Annotated in this window: 14 protein-coding genes; 2 read left to right on the forward strand and 12 right to left on the reverse strand. The window is 45.4% G+C overall.

The window, feature by feature from the left end; translation table 11 throughout:
- The 8 genes from P403_RS0102645 to cyoE form a co-directional block, all read right to left on the reverse strand.
- Positions 1 to 606: an SCO family protein gene (locus P403_RS0102645; protein ID WP_029330930.1), complete on the reverse strand. Its 606-nt coding sequence runs from the start codon at positions 604 to 606 to the stop codon at positions 1 to 3.
- A 12-nt stretch (positions 607 to 618) separates the two neighbouring features.
- Positions 619 to 1080 carry a DUF420 domain-containing protein gene (locus tag P403_RS0102650; RefSeq protein WP_029330931.1) on the reverse strand — a complete coding sequence of 154 codons (462 nt, stop codon included), beginning with the start codon at positions 1078 to 1080 and terminating at the stop codon, positions 619 to 621.
- A 21-nt stretch (positions 1081 to 1101) separates the two neighbouring features.
- Positions 1102 to 2007 (reverse strand): cytochrome c oxidase assembly factor CtaG, encoded by a 906-nt coding sequence (gene ctaG, locus P403_RS0102655; protein ID WP_029330932.1) that lies wholly within the window; start codon positions 2005 to 2007, stop codon positions 1102 to 1104.
- A 132-nt stretch (positions 2008 to 2139) separates the two neighbouring features.
- Positions 2140 to 2469: a cytochrome C oxidase subunit IV family protein gene (locus P403_RS0102660; RefSeq protein WP_029330933.1), complete on the reverse strand. Its 330-nt coding sequence runs from the start codon at positions 2467 to 2469 to the stop codon at positions 2140 to 2142.
- Between the two features lies 1 nt (position 2470).
- Entirely contained in the window at positions 2471 to 3100 is a 630-nt protein-coding gene (locus P403_RS0102665) for a cytochrome (ubi)quinol oxidase subunit III (protein ID WP_029330934.1), read from the reverse strand.
- Between the two features lies 1 nt (position 3101).
- Positions 3102 to 4970, reverse strand: a complete 1869-nt coding sequence (ctaD, locus tag P403_RS0102670) for a cytochrome c oxidase subunit I (RefSeq protein WP_029330935.1) — start codon at positions 4968 to 4970, stop codon at positions 3102 to 3104.
- A gap of 33 nt (positions 4971 to 5003) precedes the next feature.
- Complete coding sequence (gene coxB, locus P403_RS0102675; protein WP_029330936.1) at positions 5004 to 6035, reverse strand: cytochrome c oxidase subunit II; 1032 nt, start codon at positions 6033 to 6035, stop codon at positions 5004 to 5006.
- Positions 6036 to 6099: 64 nt separating this feature from the next.
- Positions 6100 to 7032, reverse strand: coding sequence for a heme o synthase (cyoE, locus tag P403_RS0102680; RefSeq protein ID WP_029330937.1), 933 nt, complete (start codon positions 7030 to 7032; stop codon positions 6100 to 6102).
- Between the two features lie 324 nt (positions 7033 to 7356).
- Here cyoE and P403_RS0102685 point away from each other — a divergent pair, with 324 nt between their 5' ends.
- Positions 7357 to 8238, forward strand: coding sequence for a COX15/CtaA family protein (locus P403_RS0102685; RefSeq protein ID WP_029330938.1), 882 nt, complete (start codon positions 7357 to 7359; stop codon positions 8236 to 8238).
- Positions 8239 to 8332: 94 nt separating this feature from the next.
- Here the strand turns inward: P403_RS0102685 and P403_RS0102690 are convergent, their stop codons facing one another.
- From P403_RS0102690 to P403_RS0102705, 4 genes are all read right to left on the reverse strand, one after another.
- Complete coding sequence (locus P403_RS0102690; RefSeq protein WP_029330939.1) at positions 8333 to 9691, reverse strand: cryptochrome/photolyase family protein; 1359 nt, start codon at positions 9689 to 9691, stop codon at positions 8333 to 8335.
- Positions 9692 to 9804: 113 nt separating this feature from the next.
- On the reverse strand, positions 9805 to 13239 hold the full coding sequence (locus P403_RS0102695; protein WP_029330940.1) for a pyruvate carboxylase: 3435 nt from the start codon (positions 13237 to 13239) through the stop codon (positions 9805 to 9807).
- Positions 13226 to 14503 carry an FtsW/RodA/SpoVE family cell cycle protein gene (locus P403_RS0102700; protein ID WP_029330941.1) on the reverse strand — a complete coding sequence of 426 codons (1278 nt, stop codon included), beginning with the start codon at positions 14501 to 14503 and terminating at the stop codon, positions 13226 to 13228. Before P403_RS0102700 ends, P403_RS0102695 begins: the two co-directional genes overlap by 14 nt.
- A 69-nt stretch (positions 14504 to 14572) precedes the next feature.
- On the reverse strand, positions 14573 to 14851 hold the full coding sequence (locus P403_RS0102705) for an Fpa/YlaN family protein (protein ID WP_029330942.1): 279 nt from the start codon (positions 14849 to 14851) through the stop codon (positions 14573 to 14575).
- A 122-nt stretch (positions 14852 to 14973) separates the two neighbouring features.
- On the opposite strand from P403_RS0102705, the gene P403_RS0102710 reads away from it, so the two are divergent.
- Positions 14974 to 15435 carry a hypothetical protein gene (locus P403_RS0102710; RefSeq protein ID WP_029330943.1) on the forward strand — a complete coding sequence of 154 codons (462 nt, stop codon included), beginning with the start codon at positions 14974 to 14976 and terminating at the stop codon, positions 15433 to 15435.
- Positions 15436 to 15478 lie beyond the last annotated feature (43 nt).

Raw genomic sequence — 15478 nt, forward strand, 5'->3', positions numbered from 1 at the left:
TCACTCCTTCGCAAGTTGTTTGACGGATGTCATGACTTCCTCGAGATCGACCGGCTCGTCAGGTGTCTTCGCCATTGAAGATATCGCACGCACCTTATTGTCGCGATCGAGAATGGACATTTGTGTCCCGTGTGTGACAAGACCACTTTCTGCTTTTGAATAATAGAAGTTCAACTGGCGTGTCAGACGATCAATGACGACCTCATCCCCCGTTAATACTTTCCACCCTTCAGGATTCGCCTCGAAATTAGACGCATACTTCTTCAAGACTTTCGGCGTATCAACTTTAGGATCGACCGTCACGGCGACAAGTTCGACATCGGATCCGTATAGATTTTCCGCCCGTAATTTTTTCTCGAGTTTCCGGTAGTCATTTAACGTCAAAGGACAAATGTCTGGACAATTCGAGTAGAAAAACGTCAGTACTTTTACTTTACCATCTTCTGAATCAAATGTTTTCCCGTTGACGGCATTCGTTAATTCAAATGGTGTCGGTTCAGCAATCACAGGTAGCTTTTCTTTCATAAAGAAATAATAATACCCCCCTGCAGCGGCGACTAAAATCAAAACGACGGCAGCTACCGTCAAATAACTATTTTTTTTCAAAGCGAACCCCCCTTAATGATTCCAAATCGCACGAAATACATTTGTTGTTTCGCCCGGCTCATACACAACGTATAACAGGCAATAGACAAGGACTCCCGTGATTGCCGTCAAAAACCAAATGACCGATGCTTTTGGACCAATTTTACGGTGACGGGCAAAGTTTTGTTTATAGGCGTAGAACAAAGCGATTAAGCCTAAGATCCCACCCGATGTGGCGAGTAAAATATGAAAGATTAAAAATCCTGTGTAGTACGGTTTGACCGTGTCCGGTCCCCCGAAAGCAGTATTTCCGAGTAAAATCGTCCGAAGCGCATACATGATGAAGAACAGTAACGCGAGCGCTGCCGCAATGTTCATCACGACTTTATGCGCCCCCATATTCCGACGTGTCTGCGCAATCAAAAACCAACCGATTGCTACAAATATTGCACTGAGAACAATCAAAGAAACACAAATCAACGGCAAATAACTCATTTTCAGACTTCCTCCATTTACTTAATCCGCTTTTGGCGAGAAGGACATGCCTTCATCGACAGCAGTACTTTTTGAACGTCTCACCCATGTGAAGAAGGTCAAACCGAAGAAGATTCCGTAGACGAGTTCTTGTCCAAGTTTCATCAAGACGCCTCCGAACCGTTGATCTTCGAGTAAATCTTTTGTTGTCCCAAATAGGCGTTCCATGTTCAATCCGCTCACATCGTTATTCGGCAGGCAGTAAGCCAAGACTTTCGCGAATGTCGCTGGGTCTTGGTACGCGTCGTATTGGAAGCTCTGACTGAAGATCATGAACGCACAAGCTGGTGTCAACAGCACGCCGTTCGCAACGATATAGACCATCTTTTTCAAATCGGATAGACTATCTTCCTCATTGACAGGTGCGATGATTGGATACCACATCGTCATGCTAAGGAAGATTAATGTCCCGTGGAACAAACGGTGGACCGTATAGTTCGTCAAGACGTAATCAAAGATGAACGGCATATGGTAAAACGTAAACAAAGAATTGAAAACGACGAGCGCAATCAATGGCAACGTGAAGAACCGTAATGCCTTTCCTAAATACGGGACGCCGAACAATCGCTTAAATGCCCAACCCGGAATTGCTAGCATCAACAGTGGCGGCGCCACCATATAGACGAAGACCATCTGGAGCATGTGCGCAGAGAACGTAATATGCGCTAACACATCAAGCGGACTACCAAAGCCAATATAGTAGACGAATAAAGCCGCTAGCATCATGAATTTCTGAGCTAACGTCGTTTCTGCCTCGTCTGGTCGTCTGATTTTTTCAGTAATGAATGCATACAATACGTAAAGACCGATCAAGAGTAACGCGTAATACGGGCTCCACAAGACAGTCCAATCGAATTGCGATAAAGCACCCCTTAAATTGCCTAACATATTTCTCACCCCGTTCCTGTTTCCTACAAACTAAGATTACCGTTCCCCTATTTCATTGTAAAGGTTTCTCATAAAACGATTCCAAAATAAAAGACCATCCTGCTAAACGTTAGCAGAATGGTCACAATTTTTTTACCAGATGAGAAGGCGAAGTGTCGCGACGATTGTCAAGGCAACGAAGATACCGAGCGCCATCATGACTTTAATCCATGTGTTCCCTTTGTTGTTCATATGCATGAACATATATAACTGAAGGTAGACTTGGACGATTGCCATGATCACGAGGAATCCACCCGCAGCCCAGTGAGGCATAAGTTCTGCCATCACTGCGCCGAAAGCGATCAACGTCAAGAAAATCATCAGTGCGAAGCTGATCAATTGCAGCTGCATTTCGCGGCTACGATCGGCTTTCATTTCTAATTCTAACTGGTTACGTGTCACTTGTGGTTCGTGTTTTTCCATCTTATTTCACCATCCCCATGAGGTAGACGACTGAGAAGATAAAGACCCAGACGACATCAATGAAGTGCCAGTAAAGACTTGAAACATAATACTTCGGTGCGTTGACGACTGTGATGCCGCGTTTCCAGTTCCGGATCAGCAATGTCGAAATCCAGAGAAGACCGAACAAGACGTGCGCTCCGTGGAACCCTACGAGTGTGTAGAACGCCGAACCGAATGCGCTTGACGTAAACGTATGACCGATATGGTAATAGTGATTAAACTCATAAATCTCACCAGCGAGGAATGCTAGACCGAGAACGAGCGTAATAATAAGCCACATCTTCATTTTCGCGACATCATTACGTTTCATCGCCATCATCGCAAGCACACTTGTCAATGAACTCGTAAGAAGAAGCATTGTCATGATGAAGACAAGCTCCATCTCAAAGATGTCGTAACTCCGTAATCCTTCTTTTGCGCCTGAGTTGTGCAATCCGATGTATGTTCCGAAGAGAGAGGCGAACAATGTCGTCTCGCCTCCAAGGAAGAACCAGAAAGCTACATATTTATTCTTACCCTCAAGTGTTGCTTTTTCAACATGATCTGGAATACCAGTCACTGGGTTGTTTGGTACTGAATGATGACCCATCTTACTTCGCCTCCTTTTCAGCTTCAAGGCGTAGATCTTCTTCGATGACTGATTTCGGGATGTAGTATCCTTCATCGTCAATCCAAGAGCGTAGGAACATCGCGAAGAGTGTCATCGCAAGACCAATCAAGGCAATGACAAGGCCGACTGTTCCGTAGTCAAGACGAAGAATGAATCCAAGACCTGCAAGGAACAAACCAACTGACATGACGAATGGCAAAATCGAATTGTTCGGCATGTGGATGTCGCCGACTTCTTCCGATACAGAAACTGTTTTATTTCCAGCCATTTTTTCGAGCCAGTACGTGTCGAGTCCTTTGACGAGTGGTGTTTGTGCAAAGTTGTACTCCGGAGTCGGAACAGGAAGTGTCCACTCGAGGGTACGACCGTCACCCCAAACATCACGTTTTACGTATTCTTTCGACATCAATGCTGCGACGATTGAAACAACAAGGATGATTGTCGACACACCCATGAAGGCTGCACCGATGGATGATAGTAAGTTCATTGTTTCCCAACCTTGGTTCGGTAAGTACGTGAAGACACGACGTGGCATACCTGTAAGACCAAGAATGTGTTGTGGGAAGAACGTCAAGTGGAAGCCGATGAAGAACAACCAGAATTGAATCTTGCCCCAGAATTCGTTGAGCTGTTTCCCGAACATGAGCGGGAACCAGTAGTAAAGACCTGCAAAGAGACCGAAGACGACCCCACCAACGATAACGTAGTGGAAGTGGGCGACAACGAAGTAGCTATCGTGATACTGATAATCGGCAGGAGCAACTGAAAGCATGACCCCTGTCATACCACCAACAAGGAATGATGGAATGAATGCGACCGAATAAAGCATCGCAACTGGGAACGTCAATTTACCGCCCCACAGTGTAAACAACCAGTTAAAGATCTTAACACCGGTCGGAACGGCAATCGCCATCGTCGCAACAGCGAAGATTGCGTTTGCGACTGGTCCGAGACCAACTGTAAACATGTGGTGAACCCAAACCATGAAGCCGAGGAAACCGATCAACATTGTCGCAAAGACCATCGTCGTATAACCGAAGAGACGTTTACGTGCGAATGTAGGAATGATTTCAGAGAAAATACCAAATGCCGGTAAAATCAAGATATATACTTCCGGGTGCCCGAAGATCCAGAAGAGGTGTTCCCAAATGACGATGTTACCACCGGCTGCCGGGTCGAAGAAGTGAGCTCCGAAAAGACGTTCAAACGTCAAGAGGAACAAACCGACCGTAAGCGGAGGGAATGCGAAGACGATCAAAGCTGATGCAACGAACGCTGTCCATGTGAACAATGGCATCCGCATCAGTTTCATACCAGGTGCGCGCATGTTCAAAATCGTCACGAGGAAGTTAATCCCCCCCATAAGTGTACCGAAACCAGAAATCTGTAACCCGAGTGAATAGAAATCAACACCGAGTGATTCTGGGACTGTTGAAAGTGGTGCGTACGCTGTCCAACCTGCGTTTGGTGCTGCGCCAAAGAACCATGATAAGTTCAAGAGTACTCCACCAAAGAAGAACAACCAAAAACCAAGTGCGTTCAAAAACGGGAACGCAACGTCACGTGCACCGATTTGAAGCGGTACAGCGGCGTTCATGTATCCGATCAACATCGGCATCGCTGCCAGGAAGATCATCGTCGTACCGTGCATCGTAATCAACTGGTTAAATAATTCACCGCTGACGAAATCATTCATCGGTTTAATCAATTGAAAACGAATCATTAAGGCTTCTACGCCACCTACTAGAAGGAAGAACAATCCAGAGATGATATAGAGAATCCCGATTTTTTTATGGTCGACTGTCGTTAGCCAGTCCATGATGCCGCTTTTTTTCTTCGGCATACCCATAGTATGTGTCCCCACTATGATTCCCCCTTAATTTTATTGGAGCTTTTTGTCCAATAGGTAGTCTGCAAGTTCACTCAATTCTTCATCGCTAATCTGATCTTCAGAGAAACCAGGCATTTTCGTCCCTTGTTTTTCTTTTTGCGGATTGCGAATCCATTTTTCGAGATTTTCTTTGTCGTGATCGAGGTATCCTGCGATACGTTGACGGTCACCAAAGTTCGTTAAGCTTGGCGCGACTTTCCCACCACCGTGACAGCTGAGGCAGTTTTGAGCGTAAACTTGTTCGCCCGTCGTCCAATTTTTTTCGTTTTTAGCATCGAGTTGCTTTGTTTCTGCTTCTTTTGCAGTTTTCATGTCTTTTAACCATGCATCATAATCATCTTGCTCGAGTGCGATGACTTTAAAGTCCATCAATGCGTGAGAAGGTCCGCACAGCTCCGCACACTTACCGTAGTATGTGCCCGCTTCTTGTGCTTGTAACCACATCTCATTATCGAGCCCCGGGTTTGTATCAGTTTTACCAGAAAGTGCTGGCACCCAGAATGAGTGAATGACATCTTTAGAAGTCAAGTTGACAGCAACACGTTTTCCGACTGGGATGACAAGTTCTTGTCCTGTCGAAACACCTTTGTCTGGATATTCGAATTCCCACCAGTATAAGTTTGCCGTAACATTGATTTGTTCGTTTTTCTTCGCTTCTTTTGCATCGGCTAATTCAACCGTTGTTTTGATTGTCGGTACAGCGAGAACAACCAAGAGAAGGATTGGAATAACTGTCCAAATGATTTCAAGCGTATGATTTCCTTCGACTTGTTTCGGAACTGTGTTATCTCCCGATTTACGACGGAATTTCATAAGTACGTAAACATAGATGACCGCTACGATCGCAAGGACGAACAACATCACCCATAAGCTGAGCTTGATGATCTCAAGTTGCATTTCTGCGCCTTCCCCGCGAGGCTGAAGCGCGGACAATTCCGGAATTCCACAACCTGATAACAATAATGCCATCAAACCGATCGGAAGAAGCCGGAAGAGCATTTTTCCTGATTTTTTCACAACCATCCCCACTTTCTTTTCCCCAATTTTTTTCTTTCGTAAATGGTGTACGTGAATATGTCAAATCGTTTTAGAGAGAAACGAGTACGACCGTCACGATCCAAGCTGTGAAGTAAAAGAGCGAGAAGAAGAACATTTTTGATGCCCATTTAATTTCAGCTTGTTTTTCCTTGATTTTGAGACCTTTCAGTCCCATGTAAAGCCAGTAACCGCTTAACGCCGCCATGATAATCGTGTAGACGATACCATAGTGTGCTAAGAGTAGTGATGATGGGACTAAGACTGCAATCCACCACACAATTTGTCGTTTCGTGATGGCAAAACCATTAACGACCGGTAACATCGGAATACCTGCAGCACGGTATTCTTCTGTCCGTCTCATTGCGAGTGCAAGGAAGTGAGGCGGCTGCCAGACGAACATGATGAGGAATAAAATCCAGGCATCGATATGAAGTGCTGGAGTGACTGCCGCAAATCCAATGATCGGTGGCACTGCTCCTGAAATACCTCCTACGACCGTATTGATCGTATGTGTTCGTTTGAGCCACATCGTATAGATGACGACGTAGACGAATGATCCAATCAATCCGAACACTGCCGCGACATGGTTAACGATCAAGAGAAGCACCGTTCCCGTCGCAAGTATTCCAAGTCCTAATGCCAATATGCGCTGTCCATCCATCTTGCCGGTCACACTCGGTCTCCCCATCGTCCGTTCCATCTTGTAATCGATGTCACGGTCAATGTAATTGTTGAGGTAACAACTTCCGGCAATGACCAGGCCACTTCCAAGAAGTGTCCACAATAATGTCAACTTCGTCTGCCACAGGTATAACAAGACATCATCCGTTAGGTAAGATGCTGCCACGACATATCCTGCGAAGACGGTGATGAGATTCGCGCGAACGATTCCCATCTTTGCTAGGGTGACATAGTCCTTGAACGTCGGTTGATCCGTTTGCTCGATCATGATGTCAAGCGTCTCCCCATTTACTTTCGCCATGTTGTTTCCTCCTTCTAACCGCCTGTATCCTCTCTGCACGCATGAGACACGTATTTTCTTCACAGAAATAACACAGACACGCCACGAAACGTCCTTTTCTCTATAAAAGATACCACATATTCAGGGTCGTGACGCATGAAAATACTTTCGACATAATGAACAAAATGTGAAATCTATGTGATTAACCTCACAGTTCACCATATTTACCTAATATTAGAATAGCGTTCTTCTAAAAGATTGCAAGCGTTTCGATATTTTTTATGCGATACTATTGCTATGCGCATGACTGTATATTGTATATTTTAGAAAGGTGGTGTCCGTGTCTTGAATCGAAAGCTTTCGATTTTTTCGGCATTCGTCACATTCACGATGATGATCGTATTGTTGATGGGGGGCACAGTCACAAAGACTGATTCAGGGAACGGCTGTGGAACAGACTGGCCACTCTGTCACGGAGAGCTCATTCCGACTAACCCTAGTGTAGAAACGATGATTGAATACAGCCACCGCGCCGTAACCGGTGTCGTCGGACTATTAATCATCGCATTATGTTTATGGACACTCGTCGCTTTCAAAGAGCGTCTCGATACGAAGATTTTTGCCTTTCTTGCTTTTATCTTCATGTTGATTCAATCCATCGTTGGAGCAGGTGCTGTTGTTTGGCAACAGTCGGACCTCGTCATGGCGCTCCATTTCGGGATTTCGCTTATCTCCTTCGCCTCTTTGCTCATTTTGACGCTATTAATCATGGAACGTCCAGGACGAGAATTCAGGGAAACGGTCCCAGCATTCTTACGTAAACTCCTGTACGGCCTGCTGATTTACACGCTGATCGTCGTCTATACGGGCGCATATGTACGTCACGTCGGCGCAACGTATGCCTGTGTCGGTTGGCCCGTCTGTTCGCAACCAACGATGACATACGAGTCATGGGTCCAGATGATTCATCGCATTATGGCTGGCTTATTATTCTTCTATACGTTATATGTGCACTTCGTCGCGATTCGCTTAAAGCATCGGACGACACAAAAAGGGATGGCGTTTGCTACGTTCTTCATCAGTTGCCAAGTTGCGACAGGTGCCTGGATCGTTTTAGGCGGACACGCGACTTACGTTCCACTTTTACACGCGTTCTTGATTACATGTTACTTTGGTGTACTGTCTTACATGACGTATCACGCGTTCCGGACAAGGCAAGATCGTTAAGCATATTAGACATAAGAAAGATGGAGCATCACTTCACTGTGGTGCTCCATCTTTTTTATGTCGGTACCGCGTTCGACTCGCTTCTTTTAGTTTCTTACTTTTTAAAGCGAGCAATCGCCCGTTTACGTGCCATATCATGCTCAACGATTGGTTTTGGGTAATCATAGTCTTCACGTTGCTGGTCTGTTGGTTCATGAATGAATTTATTCGGCAAGTCCTTAATCTCTGGTACATATTGACGAATGAAGTCACCAGACGCATCAAATTTTTTCGATTGGGTCGTCGGATTGAAGACACGGAAGTATGGTACGGCGTCTGTTCCGACAGATGCTGCCCACTGCCATCCCCCGATGTTCGAAGCCGCTTCATAGTCGACTAACTTCTTCTGAAAATATTGTTCACCCTTTTGCCAATCGACTAACAAATCTTTTGTTAAAAAGGAGGCAACAATCATCCGGAGTCGATTATGCATCCAGCCCGTCGTGTTCAGCTGACGCATCGCCGCATCGACGATGGGATAACCTGTCTCACCTTTTTTCCACGCGTCAAACCCCGTCTCATCGTCTTCCCATTGAATGTCATTATACTGCTCGTTTACCGGTAGACGTTTTGACTCTGGATAGTGCATCAAAATTGTATAGTAAAATTCACGCCAAATTAATTCCGTCAAATAAGTTTGTTTTCCTTTTGAAGCAGCTGCTTGCTCAACCTGCGTATAAATGGTCCGAATGCTGATTTCTCCCGTCCGCAGGTAACGGGACATCAGACTCGTCCCGTCGATTGACGGGATATCCCGATCTTCTTCGTACTGTTCGAGTCCGCTCGAGATGAACTGATGTAAACGGTCCTGCGCATTTTCTTCACCCACTTGAAAATCAACCTCAGATTGAGCCTGTTTAAAGTACTCTTCGATGAACGAGTTGTCATTTTGGTGTTTTTTATACTGGGCTTGCAGACGATCGAGATTCACTTGGACTGGTTCTGGAAGATTTTTTTTTAAGAACGCATTTTTATATGGTGTGAACACTTTATAATAGCCACCATCATTTTTCTTGACTGCATGCGGATGCAACAAATGACGATCAAGTACACGATCCGTCTGTTGACGCTGACGTTTTTTAATAATCGCATCATCGCGCGTTTTAAACGGTTCGACGTATTCGGCGTTAAAAATTAAATGGTCTGCCATTGCCGTTTCCTCTAAAAACTTCGCTTCGTCCCCTTCAATAAAACGAATCGGCAAGCCCTTTGTTTTACAGTTATCCGAAAAGTGCTCCAACGCTTGAAAGAAATACTGTTGTCTCGCTTCGTAAGGACCGATATAGTCCGGGTTAAGCCAAAAAACAAATTCCACGGTCGCTTGATCGTCTTGCTCGAGGTATTCTACCGCTTTCGCCAACATTTGATTATCCTGAAGTCGAAAGTCACTTCTAATCCAACAGATGATATTCATTCCTAGTTCCTCCTTCGATAATGTTGCTTAAAAAGAAAAACAGGCTAGCCGCCATGCGTCTGCCTGTTTTTCATCGATTCTATTTTGAAGTTATCGATTCACCACGCTAGGAATCAGATGAATTCAATTAATAAATCTTGGCTTGCGATTGCTTCACCTTCGTTGACATGGACGGCTTTAATTTCTCCGTCTTCCGGTGCTTGAATCGTCGTTTCCATTTTCATCGCTTCCGTGACGAGCAACTGCTCCCCTTTACGGACACGTGCTCCGGGTTCGACAAGAACTTTCAAGACACTTCCCGGCATCGAAGCACCAATCTGTTTCGGATTCGACCGGTCCGCCTTCGGACGACTGGACGAACTTTCCTTGACACTAATGTCCTTGACTTCTACTTCACGCGGAACACCATTCATTTCGTAATAAACGATTCGCACACCGTGATCATTCGGCTGTCCGACTTGAATCAACTTGAGGTACAACGTTTTACCACGTTCGATTTCGACTTCGATCGTTTCACCGAGTCGCATGCCGTGGAAGAAAGTACTCGTATCAAGGACCGAGACATCTCCATATCGCGCGATATAAGAACTATAATCCATGAACACTTTCGGATAAAGCGCGTACGCAAGCGCATCGAATTCAGTAATCGGTCGTTCGAGCTTTTCAAACAATTCGTGTTTGATGGCGTCAAAGTTAAGCGGCTCCATCATTTTCCCTGGACGTTCTGTTAATGGTGCGACACCTTTGAGGATTGCATCTTGCACTTGTTTCGGGAACCCATCTGGAGGTGTGCCAAGCTCACCTTTCATCAGTTCGACGACTGAATCCGGGAAATCGAGCGCACTCGCACGATGGAAGACGTCTTCTTCTGTCAAGTGATGTTGGACCATGAACAAGGCCATATCTCCCACTACTTTAGATGATGGTGTTACTTTGACGATGTCACCAAACAACATGTTGACGCGGGCGTACATACTCTTGACTTCTGACCAACGATCTCCGAGTCCTACTGCTTTTGCCTGTTGTTGAAGATTTGAATATTGTCCACCCGGCATTTCATGGTCGTAAACGGTTGGATTTGGTGCTAACATATCGAGTTCGAACGCTTTATACAAGTGACGAACATCTTGCCAATAATCTGAAATTTGTTCGAATTTCTGTGCTGAAACAAGTGGCTGACGCGGGTGTCCACTCAGCGCATGGATTAAACTACCTCCTGCTGGTTGACTCGTTAAACCGGCCATACTCGAAGCTGCGACATCGACGACGTCAACACCGGCATCGACTGCCCGAGCATACGTGTAGATTCCGTTCCCACTCGCATCATGTGTATGGAGGTGGATCGGTAAATCGACAGCATCTTTTAAAGCAGAGACTAACGCATACGCTGCTTCCGGTTTTAACAGCCCCGCCATATCTTTGATTGCGATGATATGCGCGCCACTTGCTTCCAATTGTTTCGCTAACTTGACGTAATACGGCAAGTGATACTTCGGACGATTCGCATCGAACAGATCGCCTGTATAACAGACGGCTGCTTCTGCAATCTTCCCTGTTGGTAAGACCGCGTCAATTGCTAATTGGATTGATTCGGGATTGTTCAAGCTATCAAAGATTCGGAAGACATCAACGCCTGCTTGGGCCGCTTCCTTGACGAAAGCATGAATGACGTTGTCCGGATAGTTTTTATAACCGACTGCGTTCGCACCACGTAATAGCATTTGAATCAAGACGTTTGGCATTTGTTCACGTAATTTCATTAAACGAGTCCAAGGATCTTCTGACAAGAAGCGATATGCTACATCGAACGTCGCGCCACCCCAAGCCTCGACCGAGAACAATTCCGGCAAGAGTTTTGCTTCCGCTTCTGCAATCGCTACTAAATCTTTCGTCCGCATCCGCGTCGCAAGTAACGACTGGTGTGCATCCCGGAACGTCGTGTCTGTCAACAAGACCTGTTCCTGTGCTTTCAACCAATTCGCAACACGAACTGGCCCCTCTGCATCAAGTAACGCTTTCGTACCCGCTTGGTACGTCGTTGGTAAATCTTTCGGAATCCGAACATCACGCGCTAACGGTTTGTCGATTTTTCCGATACCAGGGAATCCATTGACAGAAACTTCGCCGATATACGTCAATAATTTTGTTCCACGGTCTTGCCGTTTCGGGAAAATGAATAATTCTTGTGTATCATCGATGAAAGACGTGTTGTAGTCACCACTGATGAATGCATGGTGTTTCAAGACGTTGCTTAAGAACGGAATGTTTGTTTTAATGCCACGGATCCGGAACTCACTTAAGTTTCGGCTCATCTTCGCGACAGCTTGATCGTACGTCAGCCCATGCGTCGAGATTTTAACGAGCAGTGAATCATAGTATGGTGAGATTTCTGCACCGACATATGCATTCCCTCCGTCAAGACGGACTCCGAAACCGCCTGGTGAGCGGTAAGCTTTAATTTTCCCCGTATCGGGTAAAAAGCCGTTTTCTGGGTCTTCCGATGTAATCCGGCTTTGAATTGCGAAACCAAGCATCTGAATCTCTTCTTGCACTGGAATTCCAACGAGCTCACTATGGAGCGACTCACCTTCTGCCACCCGAATCTGCGTTTGAACGATGTCGACGCCTGTAATCATCTCCGTGATTGTGTGCTCGACCTGGACACGCGGGTTAACTTCGATGAAGTAAAACGATTCATCTTGCGTCACTAGGAACTCGACTGTTCCTGCATTCTCATACCCGACGTGTTTCATTAGCGTTACTGCCGCGTCACAAATTTTCTTCCGTCCTGCATCGGAAAGCGTAACACATGGCGCCACTTCGACAACCTTTTGATGTCGACGCTGAACAGAGCAGTCACGCTCGAACAAGTGAATGATGTTACCATGAGCATCGCCAATGATTTGGACTTCGATATGTTTCGGTCGTTCAATTAATTTTTCAATGTATATTTCGTCTGATCCGAAAGCCTTTAATGCTTCTGATTTCGCACGCTCAATCATTTCCGGCAGCTCTTCCTCTGTCCGGACAACGCGCATACCGCGTCCCCCTCCACCAAGAGAAGCTTTAACCATCAATGGATAACCTGTTTTTTCAGCAAAAGCATAGGCTTCTTCTATCGTCGTAATCGGACCGTCCGTTCCTGGAATGACAGGTAAGCCGGCTTCGATTGCTGTCGTACGCGCTCGTACCTTGTCACCGAATTTATAAAGATGTTCTTCTTGTGGACCGATGAAGATGATGCCTTCTTCACGGCAACGTTTTGCGAGTTCAATATTTTCAGACAGAAAACCATACCCTGGGTGAATCGCGTCACACTCTGCTTTTTTAGCAGTTGCGATGATACCTTCAATGTCTAGGTACGCTTCGATTGGTTTCTTCCCCTCACCAATCCGATATGCTTCGTCTGCTTTATAACGGTGAAGCGATCCCATGTCTTCTCTCGAATAAATCGCAACTGTCCGAATGCCTAATTCGGTTGCTGCCCGAAATACTCGGATTGCGATTTCACCACGGTTTGCTACAAGAATCTTTTTAATTTTTGTCAACTGATGCTCCCCCTTTTGTTAATGAACTCGTTGCGCTCATCGTCCGTGCATCTTGCACTTCTTTATGATACGCTATTCGATGTTTATTTTGCATGGAAATATTCGCTAGCACACCGAGCATCGTACTCATGACGAGCAACGAAGACCCCCCGTAACTGATGAATGGTAACGTGACCCCGGTTCCCGGGAACAAGCCTGACATGGCACCGATATTGATCGTTGTCTGGATGAAGATGATGGAAGAAATACCAATCGCCATCATGCTTGAATACAGCGAAACACATTTTTGGGCGATTCTCGCACCTTGAAACATTAAGAAAAACAGTAATCCAAGGACGACAAGTACGCCGACAAATCCAAGTTCTTCCGAAATAATTGACATGATGTAATCGGTTTCTGGTTCAGGTAAATATCCATATTTCTGAAAACTATTCCCTAACCCGACACCGAACACACCGCCATGGGCAATTGAAATGACCGAATTGATCAATTGATAGCCTTTTCCCTCCGCATCGAGGAACGGGTTGAAGATGACATGGATTCGTTTCAGCTGATTCTCCGAAAAATTATTATACGCATAGAAACCAACTAACGGTATTGCGATGAACCCTAATGTGATGTACCCACTCGGTAATCCGACAGCAAACCAAATCATTGCCGTAATCAACAACAAGATGAACAATCCCCCATCATCGGGTTGCATCCGGATGATGATTGCATAAGGCGCCAGCAAGACAAGCATCGGAATTAAAATCCAATCAGACAAACTAAGTAACATCCGTTTAACGGTAGATGAAGGAGAGATTTGACGGTGGATGAAGTGATGAACGATTCCGATGACGCCATTCAACGTCCCTTTTTGTTTTTGATCAAAATAATTCGCTAACCCGACGACTAAGACGAATTTACAGAGCTCGATCGGTTGAATCAAAAAAATACCAAAGTTCAACCACGCCCGTGCCCCGTTCAACGGTTCAGAAAACAACGTCGCCATTAACATCACCCATGTGATGAGATACAACACTAAACGAAAAATCGGACCTCGAAGCACTTCATGATTGAGATGCGCAACAAATAAAAATGCCACGATCGCCAAGCCGTCAAACATCAGTTGTTTCTCGAAAAACGAAGTGTTCGCATAATCGCCACCGTTCCAAACACTAGCGCTATAAACCATCACCGTACTGATTGCCATCAGAATCAACATTGTAAAGAACAAGCGAAAGTCAAAAAATGCTCGTCTTTCTTTAAACTTCGATTGCATATGTACACGTCCCTTTTCTAGTTCTAAAAAAAAATACCCAAACGCCGCATTTCACGTTTGAGTAGAAAATCAGCACGTCTCCGCATCATGTAAGTCAGATAGTTGCTGTTCAAGTGATTCGAGTAATTGTTTCCCTTCACTCGCATCAATCAGTTCAAGACGAACGGCAAAATCAATTTGGCGTGACAATCCGAACATTTGTGTATCCAATACTTCCTCATAAAGAGGACATTGTGGCATCGTTAAATTCGCAAGCTGGACCTCGATCAACCGGCGGATTTTATGGGCATCCGCTTCTAGTAGCTCAAGAGCGCGCTGGCGATGAACTGTCCCGATTTCAGTTGACAATCCAATCCCTCCTCATCAAATGACGCGTTCCTGTTATAGATAAACTTTACCTTACTTTCGCTAACAATTCAACGTTTCGGTATAATGGATTTGTAGCATTCACACATTTAGGGGGAATAGAGATGATTTTTCCAATCACAGGTAAGGTACGGTACACATTAACGATTGATCCAACCGTCTGGATCTTTGACGATCGTAAGATTGCGGTCGAACAAATCGGACAAGAGACAGAGCATAATGCCGCTGAAGCATACTATGCGAAAATGGGGGCTGCTTGGGACAAGGGGATTACGGAAGGGAGTCGGACCGATCACAATAAACCGATGACGCGCGAAGAAAAAGATGACGCACTCCGCGGGACGTTCGCGATGCCACTCCTTCCATTCATCACAAATGCTGAAGTACTAGACGATGCCTCACAATTACGTTTTGAAGGAATCGATACCGTCGAACTCCCACTCGAGGTACTGCCTCAACTCTACTTACAATTTTCAAAAGACGGGAAAGTCTTAACCGATGGTCCCGTTCATTTACTTTATCAAGATCAAGTCGTCCGTTCGGTCAATCGGATCACTGTCATCTAATAACAAAATGCCCTCTTTTCCTTCTAACGTTAACGACTGAAGG

Origin of the sequence: Exiguobacterium oxidotolerans JCM 12280 (assembly GCF_000702625.1) — a bacterium.
Taxonomy (GTDB): Bacteria; Bacillota; Bacilli; order Exiguobacteriales; family Exiguobacteriaceae; genus Exiguobacterium_A; species Exiguobacterium_A oxidotolerans.